The 23739-nt window shown below is 63.6% G+C and carries 23 protein-coding genes; 15 read left to right on the top strand and 8 right to left on the bottom strand.

All coding sequences use genetic code 11. The features are described 5' to 3' along the window. The first annotated feature begins 30 nt into the window (after window positions 1-30). From miaB to lnt, 6 genes are all read left to right on the top strand, one after another. Window positions 31-1404 carry a tRNA (N6-isopentenyl adenosine(37)-C2)-methylthiotransferase MiaB gene (miaB, locus tag WN982_RS03100; protein WP_341314333.1) on the top strand — a complete coding sequence of 458 codons (1374 nt, stop codon included), beginning with the start codon at window positions 31-33 and terminating at the stop codon, window positions 1402-1404. Window positions 1405-1438: 34 nt separating this feature from the next. After that, on the top strand, window positions 1439-2506 hold the full coding sequence (locus WN982_RS03095) for a PhoH family protein (RefSeq protein WP_341314332.1): 1068 nt from the start codon (window positions 1439-1441) through the stop codon (window positions 2504-2506). 81 nt (window positions 2507-2587) lie between these two features. Then, window positions 2588-3049, top strand: a complete 462-nt coding sequence (gene ybeY / locus WN982_RS03090; protein ID WP_341314331.1) for an rRNA maturation RNase YbeY — start codon at window positions 2588-2590, stop codon at window positions 3047-3049. 27 nt (window positions 3050-3076) lie between these two features. Then, a complete protein-coding gene (locus WN982_RS03085) occupies window positions 3077-3751 on the top strand; it encodes a gamma-glutamylcyclotransferase (protein WP_341314330.1) in 675 nt (224 codons plus the stop codon). 334 nt (window positions 3752-4085) lie between these two features. After that, a complete protein-coding gene (locus tag WN982_RS03080) occupies window positions 4086-4979 on the top strand; it encodes a transporter associated domain-containing protein (RefSeq protein WP_341314329.1) in 894 nt (297 codons plus the stop codon). Between the two features lie 49 nt (window positions 4980-5028). Then, window positions 5029-6708 (top strand): apolipoprotein N-acyltransferase, encoded by a 1680-nt coding sequence (gene lnt, locus WN982_RS03075; RefSeq protein ID WP_341314328.1) that lies wholly within the window; start codon window positions 5029-5031, stop codon window positions 6706-6708. Between the two features lie 237 nt (window positions 6709-6945). Here lnt and WN982_RS03070 read toward each other — a convergent pair whose 3' ends face one another. Next, window positions 6946-7560, bottom strand: coding sequence for a glutathione S-transferase C-terminal domain-containing protein (locus tag WN982_RS03070; protein WP_341314327.1), 615 nt, complete (start codon window positions 7558-7560; stop codon window positions 6946-6948). A 310-nt stretch (window positions 7561-7870) separates the two neighbouring features. On the opposite strand from WN982_RS03070, the gene WN982_RS03065 reads away from it, so the two are divergent. The 6 genes from WN982_RS03065 (at window position 7871) to ruvC (ending at window position 14455) form a co-directional block, all read left to right on the top strand. Beyond that, complete coding sequence (locus WN982_RS03065; RefSeq protein ID WP_341314326.1) at window positions 7871-9277, top strand: aminopeptidase P N-terminal domain-containing protein; 1407 nt, start codon at window positions 7871-7873, stop codon at window positions 9275-9277. Between the two features lie 6 nt (window positions 9278-9283). Next, complete coding sequence (locus WN982_RS03060) at window positions 9284-10510, top strand: UbiH/UbiF/VisC/COQ6 family ubiquinone biosynthesis hydroxylase (RefSeq protein ID WP_341314325.1); 1227 nt, start codon at window positions 9284-9286, stop codon at window positions 10508-10510. A 230-nt stretch (window positions 10511-10740) separates the two neighbouring features. Further along, window positions 10741-11808 (top strand): tRNA dihydrouridine synthase DusB, encoded by a 1068-nt coding sequence (gene dusB, locus WN982_RS03055; protein ID WP_341314324.1) that lies wholly within the window; start codon window positions 10741-10743, stop codon window positions 11806-11808. After that, complete coding sequence (locus WN982_RS03050) at window positions 11805-12038, top strand: Fis family transcriptional regulator (protein ID WP_007180440.1); 234 nt, start codon at window positions 11805-11807, stop codon at window positions 12036-12038. Before dusB ends, WN982_RS03050 begins: the two co-directional genes overlap by 4 nt. A gap of 46 nt (window positions 12039-12084) precedes the next feature. Then, on the top strand, window positions 12085-13650 hold the full coding sequence (purH, locus tag WN982_RS03045) for a bifunctional phosphoribosylaminoimidazolecarboxamide formyltransferase/IMP cyclohydrolase (RefSeq protein WP_341314323.1): 1566 nt from the start codon (window positions 12085-12087) through the stop codon (window positions 13648-13650). A gap of 262 nt (window positions 13651-13912) precedes the next feature. Beyond that, window positions 13913-14455, top strand: coding sequence for a crossover junction endodeoxyribonuclease RuvC (gene ruvC / locus WN982_RS03040; protein WP_341314322.1), 543 nt, complete (start codon window positions 13913-13915; stop codon window positions 14453-14455). A 12-nt stretch (window positions 14456-14467) separates the two neighbouring features. Here ruvC and WN982_RS03035 read toward each other — a convergent pair whose 3' ends face one another. Further along, the gene (locus WN982_RS03035; RefSeq protein WP_341314321.1) at window positions 14468-15100 is read right to left on the bottom strand and encodes a LysE family translocator; all 633 of its coding nucleotides are present in this window, start codon (window positions 15098-15100) and stop codon (window positions 14468-14470) included. Window positions 15101-15318: 218 nt separating this feature from the next. Here WN982_RS03035 and ruvA point away from each other — a divergent pair, with 218 nt between their 5' ends. Further along, the gene (ruvA, locus tag WN982_RS03030; RefSeq protein ID WP_063497311.1) at window positions 15319-15900 is read left to right on the top strand and encodes a Holliday junction branch migration protein RuvA; all 582 of its coding nucleotides are present in this window, start codon (window positions 15319-15321) and stop codon (window positions 15898-15900) included. 160 nt (window positions 15901-16060) lie between these two features. Next, window positions 16061-17125 (top strand): Holliday junction branch migration DNA helicase RuvB, encoded by a 1065-nt coding sequence (gene ruvB, locus WN982_RS03025; protein ID WP_341314320.1) that lies wholly within the window; start codon window positions 16061-16063, stop codon window positions 17123-17125. A gap of 173 nt (window positions 17126-17298) precedes the next feature. Here ruvB and WN982_RS03020 read toward each other — a convergent pair whose 3' ends face one another. From WN982_RS03020 to tyrS, 3 genes are all read right to left on the bottom strand, one after another. Further along, window positions 17299-17970, bottom strand: coding sequence for a histidine phosphatase family protein (locus WN982_RS03020; protein WP_341314319.1), 672 nt, complete (start codon window positions 17968-17970; stop codon window positions 17299-17301). A gap of 106 nt (window positions 17971-18076) precedes the next feature. Further along, window positions 18077-18535 (bottom strand): D-aminoacyl-tRNA deacylase, encoded by a 459-nt coding sequence (gene dtd, locus WN982_RS03015; RefSeq protein ID WP_341314318.1) that lies wholly within the window; start codon window positions 18533-18535, stop codon window positions 18077-18079. Between the two features lie 37 nt (window positions 18536-18572). Continuing rightward, a complete protein-coding gene (gene tyrS, locus WN982_RS03010) occupies window positions 18573-19817 on the bottom strand; it encodes a tyrosine--tRNA ligase (RefSeq protein ID WP_341314317.1) in 1245 nt (414 codons plus the stop codon). 216 nt (window positions 19818-20033) lie between these two features. Between tyrS and WN982_RS03005 the strand changes: the two genes are divergently transcribed. Next, window positions 20034-21164, top strand: coding sequence for an anhydro-N-acetylmuramic acid kinase (locus tag WN982_RS03005; RefSeq protein WP_341314316.1), 1131 nt, complete (start codon window positions 20034-20036; stop codon window positions 21162-21164). Window positions 21165-21217: 53 nt separating this feature from the next. On the opposite strand, the gene WN982_RS03000 is transcribed toward WN982_RS03005, so the two are convergent. From WN982_RS03000 to rpsI, 3 genes are all read right to left on the bottom strand, one after another. After that, window positions 21218-22546: an IS4 family transposase gene (locus WN982_RS03000; protein ID WP_341315703.1), complete on the bottom strand. Its 1329-nt coding sequence runs from the start codon at window positions 22544-22546 to the stop codon at window positions 21218-21220. 151 nt (window positions 22547-22697) lie between these two features. After that, window positions 22698-23063 carry an iron-sulfur cluster insertion protein ErpA gene (erpA, locus tag WN982_RS02995; RefSeq protein WP_007180424.1) on the bottom strand — a complete coding sequence of 122 codons (366 nt, stop codon included), beginning with the start codon at window positions 23061-23063 and terminating at the stop codon, window positions 22698-22700. A 274-nt stretch (window positions 23064-23337) separates the two neighbouring features. After that, entirely contained in the window at window positions 23338-23730 is a 393-nt protein-coding gene (gene rpsI, locus WN982_RS02990; RefSeq protein ID WP_341314315.1) for a 30S ribosomal protein S9, read from the bottom strand. Between the last annotated feature and the right edge of the window lie 9 nt (window positions 23731-23739).

The following is a 23739-nucleotide window of genomic DNA, read 5'->3' as shown; positions in this document are numbered from 1 at the left end:
CAGGTTAACCACTGCGACCGGCGAAATTCGATGACCAAGAAAGTTTATGTAAAGACCTTTGGCTGCCAGATGAACGAGTACGACTCCGACAAAATGGTCGACGTACTCGGCGCGGCTGAAGGCCTCGTCAAGACGGACACCCCGGAAGACGCGGACGTCATTCTGTTCAACACCTGTTCGGTGCGCGAAAAAGCCCAAGAAAAAGTCTTCTCCGACCTCGGCCGCGTGCGCGAGCTGAAGGAAGCGAATCCGAATCTGATCATCGGCGTCGGCGGTTGCGTGGCGAGCCAGGAAGGCGCGGCGATCGTTGCGCGCGCACCGTATGTCGATCTGGTGTTCGGTCCGCAAACGCTGCACCGTTTGCCGCAGATGATCGACAAGCGCCGCGAAAGCGGCCGCGCGCAAGTCGATATTTCGTTTCCGGAAATCGAGAAGTTCGATCACCTGCCGCCGGCGCGCGTCGACGGCCCGAGCGCGTTCGTGTCGATCATGGAAGGTTGCAGCAAGTACTGCAGCTACTGCGTCGTGCCGTACACGCGCGGCGAGGAAGTGTCGCGTCCGCTGGATGACGTGCTGACCGAAATCGCCGGCCTCGCCGACCAGGGCGTGCGCGAAGTCACGCTGCTCGGTCAGAACGTGAATGCTTACCGCGCTGGCCTCACGCTCGGCTCGTCTGAAATCGCCGACTTCGCGACGCTGATCGAATACATCGCCGATATTCCGGGCATCGAACGGATTCGCTACACCACGTCGCATCCGAAGGAATTCACGCAGCGCCTGATCGACACCTACGCGAAAGTGCCGAAGCTGGTCAGCCACCTGCACCTTCCCGTGCAGCACGGCTCCGATCGCATTTTGATGGCGATGAAGCGTGGCTATACGGTGCTCGAATACAAGTCGGTGATCCGCAAGCTGCGCGCGATCCGCCCCGACCTGTCGTTGTCGACGGACATGATCGTCGGCTTCCCCGGCGAGACGGAAGAAGACTTCGACAAGATGATGGCACTCGTGAACGAGATGAAGTACGACACCAGCTTCTCGTTCATCTACAGCCCGCGCCCCGGCACGCCGGCAGCGAATCTGCACGACGACACGCCGCGCGAAGTGAAGCTCAAACGCCTGCAACATTTGCAGGCCACCATCGAAGAGAACGTGCAGCGCATCAGCGATTCGATGGTCGGCAAGGTCGAGCGGATTCTGGTCGAGCGCCCGGCGCGCAAGGACCCGAACGAACTCGCGGGCCGCACCGAAAACAATCGCGTGGTGAATTTCCCGGCGCCGATCGCGTCGCACGCACGGCTGATCGGCCAGATGGTCGACGTGAAAATCGTCCACGCGTACCCACATTCGCTACGCGGCGAACTCGTGCTGGTGCACGACGACGCACCCGCCACCACCCACTAAGCCGTTTCGAAACCGACAGGATCGATCCACCGCCTTGAAGACCACTCAGCAGCATCTGGAATTCACCGCACCGCGCGAAGACAACGCGCGGCTCGCCAACCTCTGCGGACCGCTCGATGAAAATCTGCGGCAGATCGAGCAGGCGCTCGACGTGACGCTGCAACGCCGTGGCCATCGCATCGCGATTCGTGGACGCGGCGCGAAACTCGCGCTCACCGCGCTCGAAAACTTCTACAACAACGCACGCGAGCCGCTGTCGGTCGACGACATCCAGCTTGCGCTCGTCGAAGTGCGCAATCCGGCGCGCCATCGCACGAACGGCAAAGGCAGTGAAGAAGGCGATGCGCGTTTCCCCGGCAATCCGGATCATCCGTTCGACCAACCGGCCGACAACGATGACGAAGACCTCGAAGAACTCGGCCCGAAGCTGTACACGCGGCGCGCCGATCTGCGCGGCCGCACGCCGGCGCAACGCGAGTATCTGAAGCAGATCATCTCGCACGACGTGACCTTCGGCGTCGGTCCGGCGGGTACGGGCAAGACGTATCTCGCGGTGGCTTGCGCGGTGGATGCGCTGGAGCGCGATCAGGTCAAGCGCATCGTGCTGACGCGTCCGGCTGTCGAAGCGGGCGAACGCCTCGGCTTCCTGCCGGGCGATCTGGCGCAGAAGGTCGATCCGTATCTGCGCCCACTGTACGACGCGCTGTACGACCTGCTCGGCTTCGACAAAACCGCGAAGATGTTCGAGCGGCAGATGATCGAAATCGCGCCGCTCGCGTACATGCGCGGCCGCACGCTGAACCACGCGTTCATCATCCTCGACGAAGCGCAGAACACCACGCCCGAACAGATGAAGATGTTCCTCACGCGGATCGGCTTCGGCTCGAAGGCGGTGGTCACCGGCGACACGACGCAGGTGGATTTGCCACGCGGTGCGAAGAGCGGACTGATCGAGGCGCAGCAGGTGCTGTCGGAAGTGCGAGGCATTGCGCTCACGCGCTTCACCAGCGCGGACGTGGTGCGGCATCCGCTGGTCGCGCGAATTGTGGAGGCGTACGATGCGCATTCGCAGAAGACCGCCAGTCCGGCGGATTCTCGCTGATTGGCGTCGATTACCGTTGAAAATGCAGTTGAAAATGCGGTTGAAAATGCCGTCACAAAGAAAGCAACAAATCGATCACGCATGAGCCGCGCTCCGAAATTGACGTTGAATCTGCAATTCCCCGCCGCCAAGGCCTGGCCGGAACACAAGGCGCTGCTGCCACGCGCCACCGTGGCCGGCTGGATCCGCGCGGCGCTCTTCGCGGACGGCGAGCTGACGGTGCGTTTTGTCGACGCTGAAGAAGGCCGCACGCTGAACCGCACCTATCGCGGCAAGGATTACGCAACCAACGTGCTGACCTTCGCGTACGCCGAATCCGAAGACGATCCGGTGACCGGCGACCTGATCCTGTGCTGTCCGGTGGTCGAGAAAGAAGCCGCCGAGCAGGGCAAGCCGCTCGTCGCGCACTATGCGCATCTGCTGGTGCACGGCACGCTCCATGCACAAGGCTACGATCACGAGGTCGAGGAAGAAGCTGAGGAAATGGAAGCGATCGAAACTGAAATTCTCGGCAAGCTCGGTTTCCCCGATCCTTATCAATAGCCGCCGACAGCATCGTTTAAAGCCGCCGTGAGCACCTCTTCCCCCGAAGCCGACACCCGCCAGCCCTGTCCGGACTACCCGCCGGCGCTCGGCGAATCGCGGCTGCTGACGGACGAGGAGCTGCGCGCGTCGCTCGAATGCACGTTGCGCGACTGGGACCGCAAAAGCGATCTGTGGCTGTTCGGCTATGGCTCGCTGATCTGGAATCCCGGCCTGCCCACCGTCGAAGCGACCCGCTCCAAGGTGCATGGTTACCACCGCGGGCTGTATCTGTGGTCGCGCGTGAATCGCGGCACGCCCGAACAGCCGGGCCTCGTGCTCGCGCTCGATCGCGGCGGTTCCTGCACCGGTATTGCGTTTCGCCTGGCCGCCGAGGGCGCGATGCCGCATCTCGACGCACTGTGGCGCCGTGAAATGGCGATGGGTTCGTATCGTCCGGCATGGCTGCCGTGCGTGCTCGCCGACGGCCGGCGCGTCGATGCGCTCGCGTTCGTGATGCGCCGCGACGTGTCCACCTACACCGGCAAACTGCGCGACGAGGTCGTCAAAACCGTGTTCGGTTGCGCCCGCGGCCGCTACGGCACGACGCTCGACTACGTCAGCCGCACCGTGCATGCGCTGCGCGAAAGCGGCATGCCGGACCGCGCGCTGGAAGCGCTGCTCGAGCGCTGCCGCGAGGAAAGCGGCGAGGCGAGGCAGTAGTCAGGCCGGCGATCGGGACGAAAGCGGCAGCGACTCAGGTCCGCCGCCGGGCGGCCACCGGACGGCCACTGCGCGTGCAGCCCGCGGACAACCGGGCAACACCCGTTTCGACGGCACCGGTGCCGCCTACTGCGCCACAAGCCGCACTTTTTTGCTTCAGAACGCTTTTCCTCGCGTTATCAGTTACGATTGACCTACGCCCCGCGGTTAGCGACGGGGCAGTTTCACGGCTGCTTCACTCAGCGCCTCGCCCGGCGGGACACGGTCCTGCCATGTGCCTGGTGTATCCTTAATGCTCTGCAACAGCGCGCCCAGTCTTGCCGGGCGCACTACCATGAACGACACGTATCCCAGTCGACGCCAAATCGACAAACCGCAGGAAAAGCGCTCACTCCTCGAGCGACTGACCGACTTCATCTCGCCTGAGCCCGACTCGCGCGGCGAACTTCTGGAAATTCTGCAGGACGCGCACGAGCGCAACCTGATCGACGCCGACTCGCTGTCGATGATCGAGGGCGTGTTCCAGGTTTCCGAGCTCTGCGCGCGCGACATCATGGTGCCGCGCGCACAAATGGACGCGATCAACATCGCGGACAATCCCGCCGAATTCATCCCCTACGTGCTGGAAAAAGCGCACTCGCGCTATCCGGTTTTTGAAGGCAATCGCGACAACATCATCGGCGTGCTGCTGGCCAAAGACCTGCTGCGCTACTACGCCGAAGAGGAATTCGACGTGCGCGGCATGCTGCGCCCCGCCGTATTCATTCCAGAGTCGAAACGCCTGAACGTGCTGCTGCACGACTTTCGCGTGAATCGCAATCACCTCGCGGTCGTGGTCGACGAATACGGCGGCGTCGCCGGTCTGATCACGATTGAGGACGTGCTGGAACAGATCGTCGGCGATATTGAAGACGAATACGATTTCGACGAGGAAAGCGGCAACATCATCGCCTCGCCGGACGGCCGGTTCCGCGTGCGCGCGCTCACCGAGATCGAACAGTTCAACGAGGCGTTCGGCACGCATTACTCAGACGAGGAAGTCGATACGATCGGCGGCCTCGTCACGCATCACTTCGGACGCGTGCCGCATCGTGGCGAAAAGGTCCGCATCGACGATCTGATCTTCGAGATTCTGCGTGGCGACGCCCGCCAGATTCACATGCTGCTGGTGCGCCGCGATCCGCTTGCCGGCCAGCGCGAGCGCGACGCACAGCACGTGCAGACCTGAGCCGCTTCACTTCTTCGTTTCTTCAACTCCTCACGCCGACCGCGCAACAATGGCCGACCCGATTACTTCCCGTTCGCGCCGCGGCGTGAGTGCCCCTGCCGCCGAGGAAACACGCGGCCGCGCACTGCCCCGCTGGCACTATCTCGTCGCTTTGGCCGCCGGTGCGGCCAACACGCTTTCGTTTGCGCCGACGCCGCACGGCGGCTGGCTCGAACTCGTGATCTTCGCGTTTTTCTTCACGTGGCTCACACGCACGACCGGCTGGAAGAGCGCCGCGCTGACGGGCGGCGCATTTGGCTTCGGCAACTTCGTCACCGGCGTGTGGTGGCTGTACGTCAGCATGCATGACTACGGCGGCATGGCCGCGCCGCTGGCGGGCGCGGCGGTCGTGCTGTTCTCGTTGTATCTGGCGCTTTATCCGGCGCTGGCCGCGGGTGTCTGGTCTTTCTGCGCCGGCCACGCGCGCAACGGCGCACTCGACGACGACAAACCCTTTTCGCCGACCTTGCACGGCGCGCTGGCTTTTGCCAGTGCCTGGGCGATCGGTGAATGGCTGCGCGGCACCGTGTTCACCGGTTTTCCGTGGCTCGCGAGCGGCTATGCGCAGGTCGACGGTCCGCTCGCCGGTTTTGCGCCGGTGGCGGGCGTATACGGCGTCGGCTGGATGCTGGCGCTGGTGGCGGCGTTGATCGCGCAGGCTTTAGTGCGTTTGCGTGAGCCGCTCGATACCACTAAAGGCAGTAAGCGTGGCGCACGTGTCGCCGTGCCGGCGCTGATCGCGCTCGCGCTGCTTGCGGCCGGCCTGCTGCTGCCGCTCGCGCAATGGACCGTACCGGCCAACGCGGCGCTCTCCGTGCGCCTGTTGCAAGGCAACGTCAAGCAGGAGATGAAGTTCGAGGAAGCGGGCATGCGCGCCGCGATCGACCAGTTTCAGCAGATGATCACGTCGAGGCCCGCCGACCTGGTCGTCACGCCGGAAACGGCCATTCCGGTACTCGCGCAACAATTGCCGCCGCAGTTTGCGTCGGCGGTGCGCAACTTTTCGGATACCACGGGCACCGCGGTCCTGTTCGGCGCGATCGGCGGCACCATTACCCCGGAAGGTCAGGTGATCGACTATACGAACAGCCTGTTCGGCGTCACGCCGGGCACCCGCGACGTGTATCGCTACGATAAGCACCACCTCGTGCCGTTCGGCGAATTCGTGCCATGGGGTTTTCGCTGGTTCGTGAATCTGATGCGCATTCCGCTCGGCGATTTCGCACGTGGCGCGCCGGTGCAGAAACCGTTCATCGTGCATAACCAGCCGGTCGCCGTCGATATTTGCTACGAGGATATTTTCGGCGAAGAGATCGCGCGGAGCATCCGCGAGAGCGATACGCCCGCGGGCGTGCTGATCAACTCGACGAATCTCGCCTGGTTCGGCGACACAATCGCGCTCGATCAGCATTTGCAGATTGCGCGGATGCGTTCGCTGGAGACCGGCCGGCCGATGCTGCGCGCGACCAACACCGGCATGACGGCTGCGATCGATGCTAACGGCAAGGTGCTGGGGCGCCTGACGCCTTACACAGTCGGTTCGCTCGATGTGACAGTACAAGGCACGTCGGGCAGGACGCCTTATGTGACGAGCGGCAACAACACGGTGCTGGCGATTTCGTTGTTCCTGCTGGCTTTCGGGTTTGCGTTCGGGCCAGGGATTACGCGGCGGCGCAGCGGTAAGAATTGAAGCTGCGCTAAAACGCCGATACTACGTTTCTGCGGTTTATACATAAAAGCGCTGTTGAATCGCAAAAATCCGCCCACAAAAAAGCGCGCGCTCTGAAAACCAGATGCGCGCGCCTCTTTAACCAAATCAGGCTTTACTGATTCAAAGCGATCCGCTGCTGAATATGCTGTGCGCGCGCCGGTGAAGCCGGATGCGAACTCAACATACTCGACTCGCCGCGGCGCCCACGCCGCTCGCTCAGTTCGCCGGCACCGTATCGATAAACGACTGGCGCAGCGACAGCTTCTGGAAATGCTTGTCCAGATTCGGATACGCTTCGCGCCAGTTCAGCTCGGGCATGCGGAAATCGAGGTAGCCCAGCGCGCAACCCATTGCGATATCCGCGAGCGTGTAGTGATTGCTCGTGCACCAGGGCTTGGTGCCCAATCCCTGCGACATCGCGATCAGGCCTTCGTCGATCTTGCGTTGCTGCCGCGCGACCCACGCGTCCACACGCTGCTCGGGCGTGCGCTGGGTGCCCTCGAGGCGAATCAGCACCGCCGCGTCCAGCATGCCATCGGCCAACGCTTCCCAGCAGCGCACCTCGACGCGCTCGCGCCCCGACTGCGGAATCAGCTTGCCGACCGGCGAGAGCGTATCGACGTACTCGCAGATCACCCGCGAATCGAACACCGCTTCGCCGTCTTCCATGACGAGGCACGGCACCTTGCCGATCGGGTTAAAGGTGTGAATCGCGGTATCCGGCGCCCAGACGTTCTCCAGCACCAGCTCGTAGTCGATCTTCTTGTCGGCCAGCACGATGCGCGCTTTACGCACGAACGGGCTGCCGAGCGAACCGATGAGTTTCATCATCACATCTGCCCTTTTCTTGAATTCGGCGAAAGTATAAGTGGTCGGCGGCATTCCGAGTGCGGTGCCGCATCTTCGCAAGCCGCGTGGATGCTGGCTGTGGATGGATAGCAACATTGCCGTGCCGCGCGCCGGACGTCTACCAGGCTAAACGGCCGATTGACTGAAAGACTGACACGAGGCGCGCGGCGCTGCCGCCGTCGCGCGTCTTATCGGGACACTGCGCCAGCCTGCCGCGCGAGGCAAGCTCCGCCACCTCGATCATCCGTATCCGCACAAAAAAAGTCCGCGCATTGGGCGCTACAATCGCACGATGAACCAGCCGACCGAACCCACCATCGCCATCGACGTTTACCGCACGCGCCGCGAGCGCGTACTCGCCGCGCTGCGCGCAGCGGGCGGCGGCGTCGCCATCGTACCCACCGCGCCGGAAAAGCTGCGCAACCGGGACGCCGATTACCCATACCGGCACGACAGCTACTTCTACTATCTCACCGGCTTCACCGAACCCGAGGCGCTGCTGGTGCTCGACGCAAGCGCCGCGCCGGGCGAGCCGGCTTCGATCCTGTTCTGCCGCGCGAAGAACATCGAGCGGGAGACGTGGGAAGGCTTCCGCTTCGGCCCGGAGGGCGCGCGTGAGGCGTTCGGCTTCGACGCCGCATTCGCCATCGGCGAAGTCGATGCGCAACTGCCGCGCATTCTGGCGGACAAGCCGTCGCTGCATTACGCGCTCGGCACTTCCGCGCAACTGGACGAACAGGTACGCGGCTGGCTCGACGCGGTGCGCGCGCAGGGCCGTAGCGGCGTCGCCGCGCCCACCGCCGCGCGCGACCTCATCCCGTTGCTCGACGACATGCGGCTCATCAAGGATGATCACGAGCTCGCGATCGTGCGCCGTGCAGGAAAAATTTCCGCACAGGCGCATCGCCGCGCGATGGCCGCGTGCCGGCCTGGCGTGCGCGAGTACGAACTCGAAGCCGAGCTGCTGTACACCTTCCGCAAATTCGGCGCACAAGCGCCGGCTTACACGTCGATCGTCGCCGCGGGCGCGAACGCCTGCGTGCTGCACTACCCGGCCGGCAACGCCATCGCCCAGGACGGCGACCTGATCCTGATCGATGCGGCCTGCGAACTCGACGGCTACGCGTCCGACATCACCCGCACGTTCCCCGCCAGTGGCCGCTTCACGCCGGCGCAGCGCGAACTGTACGACATCGTGCTGGCCGCGCAGCAGGCTGCCGTCGACGCCACCCACGCCGGCGCCAGCTTCGACGATCCGCACCAGGCCGCCGTGCGTGTGCTGTCGCAGGGCCTGCTCGACACGGGCATCGTCGACCGCACGAAATTCAAGTCGGTCGACGACGTGATCGCCGAGCGCGCCTATGCGCCGTTCTATATGCACCGCACCGGCCACTGGATCGGCATGGATGTGCACGATTGCGGCGACTATCGCGAGCGCGGCGCGCCGCGCGACGAAGCGGGCGCGCTGCCGTGGCGCACGCTGCAAGCGTCGATGACGCTGACCATCGAGCCCGGTCTATACATCCGTCCGGCCGAAGGCGTGCCGCAGCGCTACTGGAACATCGGCATCCGCATCGAAGACGACGCGATCGTCACCGCGACAGGCTGCGAGTTGATCACGCGCGACGTGCCGGTGGCCGTCCACGAGATCGAAGCGCTGATGCAGGAAGCCCGCGCGGCCCATGAAGCAAGGAAGTAACCCGCAATGAACGACGTTTCCCAGCCGGCTGTCATTCTGAAACCCGCCGCGTCCGACGCCTCATTCGATTTCGACGTGACGATCGTCGGCGCCGGCCCGGTGGGGCTCGCGCTGGCCGGATGGCTGACGCGCCGCAGCGCGACGCAGGCGCTGAAAATCGCGCTGATCGACGCGCGCGAACCGGAAGACTCGATCGCCGATCCGCGCGCGATTGCCGTGTCGCACGGCAGCCGGATGATTCTCGAACCGCTGCGCTGGCCCGCCGACGCCACCGCGATCCAGCGCATCCACGTATCCCAGCGCGGCCATTTCGGCCGCACGCTGATCGATCACAGCGAACACGGCCTGCCGGCGCTCGGTTACGTGCTGCGCTACGGCTCGATCGTGCATGGGCTCGCCGAAGCGGTCCACGCAAGTCCGGTGCACTGGTTCCGCTCGACTTCCGCGTCAGCGCCGGTTCAGGAGCATGACGGCGTCACGCTGCCGGTCGAAACCGCGGGCGTCACGCGCCATCTGCGCACGCGCATTCTGGTGAACGCCGAGGGCGGTTTGTTCGGCGACCAGAAAACCGGCAAAGGCGCCGGCAACGGCGGCACGCGCGATTACGGGCAAACCGCGCTGGTCGGCACGGTCAGCGTGTCGGCACCGCAACCGCACGTTGCGTGGGAGCGCTTCACGTCGCAAGGGCCGATCGCGTTGCTGCCGATGGGCGGCGTGCGCGGCGCGGACTACGCGCTGGTCTGGTGCTGCGCGCCCGGCGAAGCCGCGCGCCGCACGCAGCTCTCCGACGAGGTATTCCTGCGCGAACTCGGCGCCGCCTTCGGCGACCGCATGGGCCGCTTTACGCAGATCAAAGGGCGCGCGTCGTTTCCCTTGGGGCTGAACACGGTCGATACGCTGGTGAAAGGCCGCGTGGTCGCGATCGGCAACGCGGCGCAGACACTGCATCCGGTGGCGGGTCAAGGTCTGAATCTCGGCCTGCGTGACGCGCACGCGCTCGCCGACGCGCTGTCGGCAGAAGGTGCCACGCCGCTCGCGCTGGCCGAGTTCGCCCAGCGCCGCGCGCTGGACCGGCGTCTGACGATCGGCGCCACCGACACGCTCGCGCGCCTCTTCACCGTCGACTTCCCGCCTCTGGCGATCGTGCGCGGACTCGCCCTCATCGCGCTCGAATTCGTGCCGCCGGTGAAAACCGCGCTGGCACGGCAAATGATGTTCGGCCAGCGCCGCTGAGCGCGCAGCCCGCTCGCGCTGTGCTGTCATCTCGACGCAGCGCGCGAGCGGTGCCGGTTCTATGAACCGGAGCACTTTCATAGAAGATTTAATGAGTTACAACAGGCTCAAGTCAGGTGCCGGCTATCCGTTAACGCTAAAATAGCGGTTTTCCCTCGCATTTCGCGAACGCTCCGATTGACAAAATCTGAAAAGAAACTGAAACAATCGGCTGCGCGCGCGACCACGTCATGCCTACTCTCGGCCCCCACAATCTGCGTAATAACCTGTTCGTCGCCCCGATGGCGGGCGTGACCGACCGGCCATTCCGGCAGCTTTGCAAGCGGCTGGGCGCAGGCTATGCGGTGTCGGAAATGGTCGCGTCGAACGCGCAGTTGTGGAAAAGCGAGAAGACCATGCGCCGCGCCAACCACGCGGGCGAGGTCGAGCCGATCGCCGTGCAGATCGCCGGCGCCGATCCGGCCATGATGGCCGAAGCGGCCCGCTACAACGTCGCCAACGGCGCGCAGATCATCGACATCAACATGGGTTGCCCGGCCAAAAAAGTCTGCAACGTCGCGGCCGGTTCGGCGCTGCTGCAGAACGAACCGCTGGTGCAACGCATCGTCGAGGCGGTGGTCGGCGCGGTGGGCGCGGGACCCGATGCGGTGCCCGTCACGCTGAAAATCCGCACCGGCTGGGACCGCGACAACAAAAATGCCTTGACCGTTGCGCGTCTGGCCGAAGCCGCCGGCATTTCAATGCTGACCGTGCACGGCCGCACGCGCGCCGACCTGTATCACGGCGACGCCGAATACGAGACCATCGCCGCGGTGAAGGCGGCGGTGCGCATTCCGGTGGTCGCCAACGGCGACATAACGTCGCCGCAAAAAGCGCGCGAGGTGCTCGCCGCCACCGGTGCCGATGCAATCATGATCGGCCGCGCGGCACAGGGGCGCCCGTGGCTGTTCCGCGAGATCGAGCATTTCCTGCAAACGGGCGAGTTGCTGCCGCCGCCGCGCATCGACGAAATCCAGCAGGTGATGAACGAGCATCTCGAGGATCACTATGCGTTCTACGGCGAATTTACGGGTGTGCGCACTGCGCGCAAGCACATCGGCTGGTACACTCGCGGCCTTTCTGGCGCCAACGTGTTCCGGCATCGCATGAATACGCTGGACACCACGCGCGAACAACTCCTCGCCGTCAACGAGTTCTTCGACGCACAAAAGGCGATTTCCGACCGCCTCGTCTACGTCGAAGAAACGCTCAACAAGAACGACGGCGAGCCGGACCAAACCGACCGACTAGCAGCATGAGCAAGAACAATATCGAACAATCTGTCCGCGACAGCCTGGGAATGTATTTCCAGGACCTCGACGGCTCCAATCCGCACGACGTCTACGACATGGTTATTTCGTGCGTAGAAAAACCGTTGCTCGAGGTGGTGCTCGAGCAGGCCGGCGGTAATCAGTCGCTGGCCGCCGAGTATCTCGGCATCAACCGCAATACGCTGCGCAAGAAGCTGCAACAGCACGGTTTGTTGTAGTTTCCCGGCGCCCCGCCACGTTTCCCTTCGGCTTTTCGTCTTCATCATGATCAAGCAAGCGCTCATCTCCGTTTCCGACAAGTCCGGCATCGTCGACTTCGCCAAGTCGCTGTCGGACCTCGGCGTCAAGATCCTGTCGACCGGCGGCACCGCGAAACTGCTCGCGGACGCGGGCCTCTCCGTCACCGAAGTCGCCGATTACACGGGCTTCCCGGAAATGCTGGACGGGCGCGTGAAAACGCTGCATCCGAAGGTGCATGGCGGGATTCTCGCGCGCCGCGATCTGCCGGAACACATGGCGGCGCTTGAAAAGCACGACATCCCGACGATCGACCTGCTGGTCGTGAATCTGTACCCGTTCGTGCAGACCGTATCGAAGGAAGAGTGCTCGCTCGAAGACGCGATCGAGAACATCGATATCGGCGGCCCGACCATGTTGCGTTCGGCGGCGAAGAATCATCGCGACGTGACGGTGGTGGTCGATCCGGCCGATTACGCGACGGTGCTCGACGAAATGCGCGCGAACGGCAACACGGTTGCGTACAAGACCAACTTCCGTCTGGCGACCAAGGTGTTCGCGCACACCGCGCAGTACGACGGCGCGATCACGAACTACCTGACGAGCCTGACCGACGAACTGCAACACTCGTCGCGCAACACTTACCCAGCCACCTTCAACCTGGCTTTCGACAAGGTGCAGGATCTGCGCTACGGCGAGAACCCGCACCAGAGCGCTGCGTTCTATCGCGACCTGTCGGTGCCGGCCGGCGCACTGGCGAACTACAACCAGTTGCAAGGCAAGGAACTGTCGTACAACAACATCGCCGATTCCGATGCGGCGTGGGAATGCGTGAAGACCTTCGATGTGCCGGCCTGCGTGATCGTCAAACACGCGAATCCGTGCGGCGTGGCAGTGGGCGCGGACGCGAACGAAGCGTATTCGAAGGCGTTCCAGACCGACCCGACCTCGGCGTTCGGCGGCATCATCGCGTTCAACCGCGAAGTCGACGAAGCGGCGGCCCAAGCGGTGGTCAAGCAGTTCGTCGAAGTGCTGACCGCCCCTTCGTTCAGTGCGGCGGCTCGCCAGGTGTTCGCGGCCAAGCAGAACGTGCGTTTGCTGGAAATCGCCTTGGGCGAGGGCCATAACGCGTTCGATCTGAAGCGCGTCGGCGGCGGTCTGCTGGTGCAATCGCTCGATTCGAAGAACGTGCAACCGCGCGAATTGCGCGTCGTCACGAAGCGTCACCCGACGCCGAAGGAAATGGACGATCTGCTGTTCGCATGGCGTGTTGCGAAGTACGTGAAGTCGAACGCGATCGTGTTCTGCGGCAATGGCATGACGCTCGGCGTCGGTGCAGGTCAGATGAGCCGCGTGGACTCGGCGCGCATCGCCAGCATCAAGGCGCAGAACGCAGGTTTGACGCTGACCGGTTCGGCAGTGGCGTCGGATGCATTCTTCCCGTTCCGCGACGGCCTCGACGTGGTGGTGGCAGCGGGCGCAACCTGCGTGATCCAGCCGGGCGGCTCGATGCGCGACGACGAAGTGATCGCCGCGGCTGACGAGCACAATATCGCGATGGTGGTGACCGGCGTGCGTCACTTCCGGCATTGATGGATGAAGGCTTGGCAGACGGTGCCGGCTTCCTGGTGAAGCGACGGTCGCTGGCCTAGTTTGAGCGAGGCGGCCCGGCGGAGTTTTCTGCCGGGCCGTTTTCCTTTGCCCCTGAGATTCCGGCGGCGCTCCATGTGCGATTACCCCCTTTCAGCACATCCGGCGGCCGTTATTCCGGCTACATCACAGCACACCGGCCGCCATGCGCCGGGTTCGTTGTAGTATCGCAAGCACTTCGTCCTTACCGCACGTGCGGCACCTCATGAGAATTCTCGGCATCGACCCCGGCTTGCGCGTGACCGGCTTTGGTGTGATCGATCAAAGCGGACACACGCTCAGCTACGTCGCGAGCGGCGTCATCAAGACCGCCGACGCCGACCTGCCGTCGCGCCTCGGCACCATTTTCGAGGGCATTTCGACGTTGATCCGTCAGCATTCGCCCGATCAGTCGGCGATCGAAAAGGTGTTCGTCAACGTCAACCCGCAATCCACTTTGCTGCTCGGTCAGGCGCGCGGCGCCGCGATCTGCGGGCTAGTGGCGGGCGGTGTGCCGGTCGCCGAATATACGGCCCTGCAATTGAAGCAGGCGGTGGTTGGCTATGGCCGCGCGACCAAGGAGCAGATGCAGCAGATGGTGGTGCGCTTGCTGAACCTCTCCGGCGTGCCCAGCACCGACGCCGCCGACGCGCTCGGCATGGCGATCTGCCATGCGCATGGCGGCAGCACGCTCAGCACGCTGGGCGGCATTGCGCCGTCGCTGGCGAAGAAGGGTTTGCGGGTGCGGCGCGGGCGCCTGGTGGGATAGTCGAAGTCGCGCTCAGCTCCGGCTCGCCAGCGCCAACCGGCAGGCAAGCCCGGCAAACACGGTCCCCAGCAGATATTGCGGCACCCGCGACGGCCGGCGCCCCGCCGACAGCTTGCGGCTCAATTTGCTCGCCATCAGAATCACCGCCCCGTTCACGCAGAAACCGATCACATTCAACACGGTTGCCAGAACCATGATCTGCAACGCCACCGAGCCAGCCTCGGGCCGCACGAATTGCGGAAACAGTGCGAGCACGAACAACGCGACTTTCGGATTCAGCAGATTGGTGAAGAGACCTTGCCGGAAAATACGACCGACCGGATAACGGCTCATCGACGCATCCGGCGACAGCGCGGTGCCTTGCGTGCGGAACGTTTTCCATGCGAGATACAGCAGATACGCGGCGCCGGCGAACCGCACCACGTCATAAGCCAGCGGCACCGCCAGAAACAGCTGCGACAGACCGAACGCGGCGGCCAGCGCGTGACAGTAGGTGCCGGCCAGAATGCCCGCCAACGATGCAAAACCCGCAGGACGTCCCTGACTCACGCTGCGTGAAGCGATCAGCAACATGTCGGGGCCGGGCGTGGCGGTCAACGCGAGACACGCGCCGGCAAACAGCGCGAGCGTGGTGAGGCTCAGCATGGAAGCTCCTTTTGGTTCGTTGGGGCGAGAACCCGCCAAAAGGGATCTCAGTCTAGGGGGCCGCCTCGCGCCGGTCAACCGCGATTGCGCATAACACACCACGCGTCGCTGGCCCGATTCGCCGTCATTATTTCTCGCCGTGCTTTTGCAGCGTGCCGCCGCGCCTGCGGCGCACCCGCTGCGCTACACTCGCCCTTTCTCTCAAGATTGAATCCGCCATGATCGGTCGCATTGCCGGCGTTCTGCTGGAAAAAAACCCGCCGCATCTGCTCGTCGACTGCAACGGCGTCGGCTACGAAGTCGATGTGCCGATGAGCACGTTCTACAACCTGCCGTCGAACGGCGAACGCGTCGTGCTGCTCACGCAAATGATCGTGCGCGAAGACGCGCATCTGCTGTACGGTTTCGGCACCGCCGAGGAGCGCTCGACCTTCCGCGAACTGCTGAAGATCACCGGCATCGGCGCGCGCATGGCGCTCGCGGTGCTGTCGGGCATGAGCGTGCACGAACTGGCGCAGACCGTCACGATGCAGGACGCGGCGCGTCTGACGCGCGTGCCGGGCATCGGCAAGAAGACGGCGGAGCGGCTGCTCCTCGAACTGAAGGGCAAGATCGGCGCCGACCTCGGCGCGATGGCGGGCGCGGCGTCGGCATCCGACCATGCCTCCGATATCCTGAACGCACTGATCGCATTGGGTTACTCCGAAAAAGAAGCGTTGGCGGCCATCAAGAACGTGCCGGCCGGCACTGGCGTTTCCGAGGGCATCAAACTCGCGTTGAAGGCGCTATCCAAGGGCTGAACGAAGGCTGAACCTCGAGCCTCGGCGGTTAGCCCCCCCAGCCGATGGGTAAAGCTTCGCATACGGCCCTTCGCCGCTCACCCTGGCCATTCGGCCGGGTTCTGCAACGGGCGGCCCTCCAAGGGGGCTTCCTTCGGGGCGCGCGCGGTACAATGGCCGCATGATCGAAACCGACAAACTCGCCGCCGAGCGCATCATCGCGGCCACGCCCGTCTCGCCGAACGAAGAAGCGTTCGAGCGCGCGTTGCGCCCGCGCCAGCTCGAAGAATATGTCGGGCAGGAAAAAGTGCGCGGTCAGCTGGAAATTTTCATCGAGGCTGCCAAACGCCGTTCCGAATCGCTCGACCACGTCTTGCTGTTCGGCCCGCCGGGTCTCGGCAAGACCACGCTCGCGCACATCATTGCGCGGGAAATGGGCGTCAATCTGCGGCAAACGTCCGGCCCGGTGCTTGAGCGCGCAGGCGACCTCGCCGCACTGCTCACCAATCTCGAAGCCAACGACGTTTTATTCATCGACGAAATCCACCGGCTTTCGCCGGTCGTCGAGGAAATTCTGTACCCGGCGTTGGAGGATTATCAGATCGACATCATGATCGGCGAAGGGCCGGCCGCGCGCAGCGTGAAGCTGGATCTGCAGCCGTTCACGCTGGTCGGCGCGACCACCCGCGCGGGCATGCTGACCAATCCGCTGCGCGACCGTTTCGGCATCGTCGCGCGGCTCGAGTTTTATAACGCCGAGGAACTGGCGCGTATCGTCACGCGTTCGGCGTCGCTGCTGCATGCGCAGATCCATCCTGACGGCGCGTTTGAAATCGCCAGGCGCGCACGCGGCACGCCGCGGATCGCGAACCGGCTGCTGCGCCGCGTGCGCGATTTCGCCGAAGTGAAAGCCGACGGCAACATCACCGCGCAGGTCGCTGACGCTGCGCTAAGAATGCTCGACGTCGACGCGGTCGGCTTTGACCTGATGGACCGCAAGCTGCTCGAAGCGATCCTGCACAAGTTCGACGGCGGCCCGGTCGGCGTCGACAATCTGGCGGCAGCGATCGGCGAAGAGCGCGACACGATCGAAGACGTGCTCGAACCGTATCTGATCCAGCAAGGCTTCTTGCAGCGCACGCCGCGCGGCCGGGTTGCCACGTTGCTGACGTATCGCCATTTCGGTCTCGCAGCGCCTGATGCTTCGAGCCCTGTGCCCGGACTGTGGGATTCGGCCGCGTCCTGAGCCGGTTATCCCTCGCGTGAGGCCGATCTAGCGATTTCCGATCAAGCCAGGCAGCCCACCTCTCGCGGCGGTCTCGCGCAATTGCTCGCTGCAAGGATCCGCTCGAAGCTCGCGGCCGGCGCGTTGCCGCCGCGCGAAAATCGAACTGACCCGCGCCAACCGACTCGTACAGATTAACGCCCCGGCTCCTGCACTTTCCTGAAGCTGTCGTCCTCGCTGGCTGCATCGAGATGCGCGACGTCTGCCCACGAAACGATCGTTGCCTTTCCAGCATCGAAATCCACCACGTTGACGCTTGTGTTCAGCAACGCGTAATTGCGCGGCGCGTCGAGCGGCAAAGCGCTAGCAAACCGGCGCACACAATCCAGCACGCCGCCATGCGCGACACACGCGATCCGGCCGCCCGGATGCGCGGCAACGACCGGCTCGATCGCGTGCAGCACGCGATGGTAAAACGCGCGTTGTGATTCGCCGTCCGGCGGCGCGAAACCCGGATCACGGGTTTGCCAGTGCGCATACTCGTCGGGAAAACGGGCGGCGATCTCGTCGCTGTCATGCCCTTGGAACGCACCATACGAACGCTCACGCAGGCCTTCGCGCAGTTGCAGCGGCAAGCCGAGCGCATCCGCGATCGGTTGCGCCGTTTGCTGTGCGCGTTGCAAATCGCTCGAATAGATCGCATCGAGCCGCGCGCCCTGCTTTGCATCGTCCGCGATGCGGCGCGCGAGCCGTTGCGCTTGTGCCAGGCCGGTTGTCGCGAGCGGAATGTCGATGTGCCCTTGAATGCGCTTGATGCGGTTCCAGTCGGTCTCGCCGTGCCGGATAAACAGAATCTGCGTGGTCATGGGATGAGCGTGGGCGCCAGTAGCCGGTTATGCCGAGCCGCTATTGTCGCAAAAAGCGGTAGGTGAAGTTGATGCGCGCCGTTGGGCGAGAAGCGTCAGCGGCAGTTCAGGCGTGTGTCTGCAACCAGAACGTGACCGGTCCGTCGTTGACGAGCGACACTTGCATATCGGCGCCGAATTCACCGGTCTCGACGATCGGATGCTTCGCACGTGCGGACGATACGAAGTAATCGAACAGACGCTTGCCTTCGTCAGGCGGCGCCGCCGGCGTGAAGCTCGGGCGCAGGCCGCTGTTGGTGTCCGCGGCCAACGTGAACTGCGAAACGAGCAGCAGACCGCCTGCGCGCCCGGCGCCATCGAGATTCTGTACGGACAGATTCATCTTGCCGGCCGCGTCGCTGAATACGCGGTAGCCGAGCACCTTCGCCAGCAGCCGGTCGGCTACCGCGTCGGTGTCGCCGCGTTCGGCGCACACGAGCGCGAGCAGGCCCGCATCGATCGCGCCGGTCACACGTTCGCCGACGCGCACTTCCGCGCGCCGCACGCGTTGGATCAGCGCGATCAACGGCTCGACTCCGGATGCATCGGCAAAAACGCGGGCATCAAGCCGTCAGCGTGACGCGCGCAAAACGGCGCTTGCCGACCTGCACGATGAACTCGCCGGCTTCGACCTTGAGGCCCTTGTCGGACACGGTCGCGCCGTCGATCTTCACGCCGCCCTGCTCGATGTTGCGCAGCGCTTCGCTGGTCGACGGCACGAGGTTGGCCTGCTTGAGCAACTGGCCGATCGCGAGCGGCGCGCCCGCGAGCGTCACGGCGGGAATATCGTCCGGCACGCCGCCCTTCGCGCGGTGGTTGAAGTCTTCGAGCGCACGCTCGGCATCGGCTTGCGAGTGGAAGCGCGCGACGATTTCCTGGCCGAGCATCACCTTGAAATCGCGCGGATTGCGACCCGCTTCGATCTCACGCTTGAAGCCGGCGATCTCTTCCATCGGGCGGAACGACAGCAGTTCGAAGTAACGCCACATCAGCACGTCGGAAATGCTCATCAGCTTGCCGAACATGTCGTTCGGTTTTTCGCTGATGCCAATGTAGTTGTTCTTCGACTTCGACATTTTTTCGACGCCGTCGAGCCCTTCGAGCAGCGGCATCGTCAAGATGCACTGCTGTTCCTGGCCGTATTGCTTCTGCAGTTCACGGCCCACCAGCAGGTTGAACTTCTGGTCCGTGCCCCCGAGCTCGAGGTCGGCATTTAGCGCGACAGAGTCGTAGCCTTGCATCAGCGGGTACAGGAACTCGTGGATCGAGATCGGCACGCCGCCCTGGAAACGCTTGGTGAAATCTTCGCGCTCAAGAATGCGCGCCACCGTGTAGCGCGACGCGAGCTTGATCATGCCGTCGGCGCCGAGCGGCATGGACCATTCGCTGTTGTAGCGGATTTCCGTCCTGTCGCGGTCGAGCACCAGCGCGGCCTGCTCGAAATAGGTCTTTGCGTTCGATTCGATCTGCTCGCGCGTGAGCGGCGGGCGCGTGGCGTTACGGCCCGACGGATCGCCGATCAGCGAGGTGAAATCGCCGATCAGGAAAATCACGGTGTGGCCGAGGTCCTGCAACTGACGCATTTTGTTCAGCACGACCGTGTGGCCGATGTGGATATCCGGCGCGGTCGGATCGAGGCCCAGCTTGATGCGCAGCGGCGTGCCGGTCGCTTGGCTCTTCGCGAGTTTTTGCGCGAATTCGTCTTCGATCAGCAGTTCGTCGACACCGCGTTTGGTGACGGCGAGCGCGTGACGGACTTCGTCGGTGATCGGGAAGGCGGGGCTGGGCTTGATGGACTCGGTGCTCATGCTGGAAACGTGAAGTCGCGAAAAAAGGAGATTGTCCCATAGATGCGCGCCGCCGCACCCACTGACTCAGCCACAACGCACCCTGCGCCGGCCGATTTCCGCTGATTCAAGCGCAAATCAGGCGCAGGGCCGGCGTCGCAAAGCTTTATGTTCCGCCTCGCTTGCGCTGATAATCTGCTAAAACGGTCGCAACGAACCATCGAGAGGAGCAGCAACGTGGCGCAAGACCCCGCAGACGGCGTCTACTTCGGACTGATGTCCGGCACGAGCATGGACGGCGTGGACGGCGTGGCCGTCGAATTTGCCAAAGGGAAACCGCCGGTTGTACGGGCCGAGGCGTTCGTCGGCTTCGCGGCAGGCTTGCGCGAGGCGCTGTTCGCGCTGCAACAGCCGGGCGACAACGAGATTGAACGCGAGGCGCTGGCGGCCAATGCGCTCGCCACCCGCTATACGGTGTGCTGCCACGAACTGCTGCGCAGCGGCAGATTGTCCGCCGCCGAGGTCCGCGCGATCGGCGTGCATGGCCAGACGGTGCGGCATCGGCCGGAGAAAGGCTATACGCGGCAAATCAACAACCCGGCGCTGCTCGCGGAAATGACGCACATCGACGTGGTCGCCGACTTCCGCAGTCGCGATGTCGCAGCCGGCGGTCAGGGCGCGCCGCTCGTACCGGCGTTTCACGCCACGGTATTTGGCGCAAAAAACGAAACGCGGGTGGTCTGCAATCTTGGCGGCATCAGCAACATCACGATCCTGAACGCGACGGGCAGCGTACGCGGCTTCGACTGCGGTCCGGCCAACGCGCTGCTGGACGAGTGGGCGCAGCGCCATCTTGGCAAACCGTTCGACGAAAACGGCCATTTCGCGGCGAGCGGTCAAGTCGATCGCATGCTGCTTTGCGCATTGCTCGACGAACCCTTTTTCGCGCAACAACCGCCGAAAAGCACCGGCCGCGACCTGTTCAATCCCGAATGGCTCGACGCTAAGCTCCAGCCGTTCGCCACGCTTTCTCCCGCCGACGTGCAAGCAACGCTGGTCGCGCTGACCGCGGTGACAGTCGCGCGCGAGATCGAGCGGCATGCGTCGGATGCCAGGGCGGTTTATGTTTGTGGCGGCGGCGCGCGCAACCCGGAACTGATGAAGGCGCTGCAGGCAGCGCTGGAGGAAAGCGGCGTGAGCGGCGTGCCGGTGCTGACCACCGACGCCCTCGGCGTGCCGCCAAGCCAGGTTGAGCCTCTGGCGTTCGCGTGGCTGGCGATGCGTTGCGTGGCGCGCCTGCCGGGCAATTTGCCGGCCGTCACCGGCGCCGCCGCCGAGCGCGTGCTGGGGGCGATTTATCCGCGTTGACCGCGCGCTTCTGGTTCAGGCAATAAAAAACGGGGCCAACGCCCTAATGCCGTTCAGTTAAGGTCTCTTTTGAGGTATCGAACGGTGTAACGGAAAGGTCTGGATTTAACGGCCCGAGCGCAACAGCGCCCGGGCCGTTTTTCGTTGGGAAGTTGCTTGAGGCGTTCGCGCAGACGCGTGAGCAAGGCGGGCAGCTTGCCGTACGAGCGTGTTGCGGCGGCCCATGTCATTTCGTACTGGATGGTGTGGAATGCACGGATGAAGCTCAACGCTTCTGGCGCACACCGGGCTTCCAGTGCGGCTTTTGCTATTTCCAGTCGGATCAGGTTGTAGGCGATCAGGGTGCCCCACACTTCCTGGTAGACCCCTTCGACGGTCTGGCTGCGAAGGGTCAGCTCCATGCCCAGCATGGACTGCTTCAACTCGTGATAGCTGGTCTCGATCTGCCAGCGACGCTCGTAGCACGCAACGATATCTGCCGGTTTGAAGCGTCTTCGGTCGGTCAGCGAGGTCAGCAGGGTGCGTTGACGCCCGCGTGCATCGACGCTCAGAACCGCACGCGCCTGCCAGAACTCGGGTAACCCGGGGCATTTCCTGCGGGCCTGAGGCGACACGCGCATCCGTACCATCTGGTCGCCGGGTTGACCTGTCACCACGTCCCAGCACGTATTGGATTTGGCGGGAATGATGAAATGCCGGTTCTGGCCGCCTGCAACCAGGTTGCACAGGATCTGCGCCGACAGGAATCCTCTGTCGAACACTGTGATGGAGTTCTCAGGTACACGTGGGATGAGCTTGCCAGCCGATGGCATCTCGTTGATGTCGTACGGGCCGAACTCGACGTCGCGCACCAGGTGCGTGGGAATGGCGGTGAGCGTCACGGCGCGCAACTGGGGATAACTTCCCACCCGCCCGTGTACGCACGCCGGCGCACCGGAATGATCTCGATTGGCCGCACTGTCGGCCGTGCGCAACGTCGTGCCGTCCATGGCGTACAGCGAGAAGCCTTTGAACTGATATTGCGCCTGATCCTGGGCGGCCCAGTTGCTGGCCGACTCGCGAAGCAGCCACGCCAGCGGCGCGGCGCCGGTGCGCTGCCGCGCCTGCGTCACCGCGCTTTTACTGACAAATGACGCATCGCGTGCAGGTAAGGCGAGATCAAGCTCGTCCACGACCTCGCTGATCGATTGATGACGGTACAGCGCCAGCGCGATGACCAGCCACACGACCTGCTGCGCGGGCAAACGTCGCCGACGGATGCTGGCCACGCCCGTGGCTTGAACCGTGTTCTCGATCCAGTCGTAAGGCAGATGCTCGCCCAGCCGGTTCAGATCGACAGGCGGCTGCGATTCGACAAGACAGATGAGGTCATCGGCCAGCATGGCGATGCAGGTTAACATCGCCAGCGGCCGTTTACAACCAGTTTGTGTGCCCCAAATGAAAATGCCGTTCAGTCGCTTAACTGAACGGCATTAGGGCCAACGCCCCGTTTTTTTACAACCTGTCGCCCAAAGGGCCATCAAACCGCTGCCATCAAACCGAGAACGACGAACCGCAGCCGCAGGTGGTCGTGGCATTCGGGTTCTTGATGACGAACTGCGCGCCGTTGATGTCGTCCTTGTAGTCGATCTCAGCGCCGACCAGATACTGGTAGCTCATCGAATCGATCAGCAGCTGGACGCCGCTCTTGTTCATGACGGTGTCGTCTTCGTTGACGGCTTCGTCGAACGTAAAACCGTACTGAAAGCCCGAGCAGCCGCCGCCCTGCACGAAAACGCGCAGTTTGAGGTCCGCGTTGCCTTCTTCTTCGATCAGTTGCTTGACCTTGTCAGCCGCTGCGTCGGTGAAAACGAAGGGGGCGGGCATCTCGGTCACGGGTGTATCGGTGACTGCGTTCATTCGAACTCTCCAAAAAGCTTCTAACCGCTATTGTAGGGCTGATCTCGATATCGTGCTGAAGCCCACAAAATCAATGGGTTCTTCCAGGAAAATCGTTTGACGACGCCATAGCCGCTCCCAGCCTGTCCGCGCGCGTCCGCGCGTGCCAAACAGCCGCCGCAGCAACGAAATGGCCAATGCAAAAACGGGAGAAAAAATAAAAAAGCCGCCTTCGCGAAAGCGTCGGCGGCTTTTGCAGCGCTCCGGCCCAAGAGCCGGATCGCACCCAAAGCGATTAACGCTTCGAGAATTGCTTCCTGCGGCGTGCCTTGTGGAAGCCGACCTTCTTACGTTCGACTTCACGAGCATCACGCGTCACGAAGCCGGCGTTCGACAGCGTCGGCTTCAGCGTTGCATCATAGTCCATCAGCGCGCGGGTGATGCCGTGGCGAACCGCACCGGCTTGACCCGTTTCACCGCCACCCGTTACGTTGACTTTGATGTCGAACGTAACGCCGTGGTTCGTGAGTTCCAGCGGCTGACGCACGATCATCAGCGACGTTTCGCGCGAGAAGTAATCGGCGATAGGCTTGCCGTTCACAACGATATCGCCCTTGCCTGCCTTGATGAACACACGTGCGACGGCGCTCTTGCGGCGGCCCGTGCCGTAATTCCAGTTACCGATCATGTGGGCTCC

Origin of the sequence: Paraburkholderia sp. IMGN_8 (assembly GCF_038050405.1) — a bacterium.
GTDB lineage: Bacteria > Pseudomonadota > Gammaproteobacteria > Burkholderiales > Burkholderiaceae > Paraburkholderia.
The sequence above is the reverse complement of the archived record's forward strand: the minus strand, read 5'-3'. Positions and strand labels throughout refer to the sequence as shown.

What these genes read in the sequence shown, in the direction of transcription:
- WN982_RS03020 (WP_341314319.1), bottom strand. Translation starts at nt 17,970, where the DNA reads ATGACCACGCAGATTCTGTTTATCCGGCACGGCGAGACCGACTGGAAC.
- ruvC (WP_341314322.1), top strand. Translation starts at nt 13,913, where the DNA reads ATGAGAATTCTCGGCATCGACCCCGGCTTGCGCGTGACCGGCTTTGGT.
- rpsI (WP_341314315.1), bottom strand. Translation starts at nt 23,730, where the DNA reads ATGATCGGTAACTGGAATTACGGCACGGGCCGCCGCAAGAGCGCCGTC.
- WN982_RS03065 (WP_341314326.1), top strand. Translation starts at nt 7,871, where the DNA reads ATGAACCAGCCGACCGAACCCACCATCGCCATCGACGTTTACCGCACG.
- purH (WP_341314323.1), top strand. Translation starts at nt 12,085, where the DNA reads ATGATCAAGCAAGCGCTCATCTCCGTTTCCGACAAGTCCGGCATCGTC.
- ybeY (WP_341314331.1), top strand. Translation starts at nt 2,588, where the DNA reads ATGAGCCGCGCTCCGAAATTGACGTTGAATCTGCAATTCCCCGCCGCC.
- WN982_RS03080 (WP_341314329.1), top strand. Translation starts at nt 4,086, where the DNA reads ATGAACGACACGTATCCCAGTCGACGCCAAATCGACAAACCGCAGGAA.
- ruvA (WP_063497311.1), top strand. Translation starts at nt 15,319, where the DNA reads ATGATCGGTCGCATTGCCGGCGTTCTGCTGGAAAAAAACCCGCCGCAT.
- ruvB (WP_341314320.1), top strand. Translation starts at nt 16,061, where the DNA reads ATGATCGAAACCGACAAACTCGCCGCCGAGCGCATCATCGCGGCCACG.
- WN982_RS03070 (WP_341314327.1), bottom strand. Translation starts at nt 7,560, where the DNA reads ATGATGAAACTCATCGGTTCGCTCGGCAGCCCGTTCGTGCGTAAAGCG.
- WN982_RS03050 (WP_007180440.1), top strand. Translation starts at nt 11,805, where the DNA reads ATGAGCAAGAACAATATCGAACAATCTGTCCGCGACAGCCTGGGAATG.
- miaB (WP_341314333.1), top strand. Translation starts at nt 31, where the DNA reads ATGACCAAGAAAGTTTATGTAAAGACCTTTGGCTGCCAGATGAACGAG.
- WN982_RS03035 (WP_341314321.1), bottom strand. Translation starts at nt 15,100, where the DNA reads ATGCTGAGCCTCACCACGCTCGCGCTGTTTGCCGGCGCGTGTCTCGCG.
- lnt (WP_341314328.1), top strand. Translation starts at nt 5,029, where the DNA reads ATGGCCGACCCGATTACTTCCCGTTCGCGCCGCGGCGTGAGTGCCCCT.
- tyrS (WP_341314317.1), bottom strand. Translation starts at nt 19,817, where the DNA reads ATGAGCACCGAGTCCATCAAGCCCAGCCCCGCCTTCCCGATCACCGAC.
- WN982_RS03000 (WP_341315703.1), bottom strand. Translation starts at nt 22,546, where the DNA reads ATGCTGGCCGATGACCTCATCTGTCTTGTCGAATCGCAGCCGCCTGTC.
- dusB (WP_341314324.1), top strand. Translation starts at nt 10,741, where the DNA reads ATGCCTACTCTCGGCCCCCACAATCTGCGTAATAACCTGTTCGTCGCC.
- WN982_RS03060 (WP_341314325.1), top strand. Translation starts at nt 9,284, where the DNA reads ATGAACGACGTTTCCCAGCCGGCTGTCATTCTGAAACCCGCCGCGTCC.
- erpA (WP_007180424.1), bottom strand. Translation starts at nt 23,063, where the DNA reads ATGAACGCAGTCACCGATACACCCGTGACCGAGATGCCCGCCCCCTTC.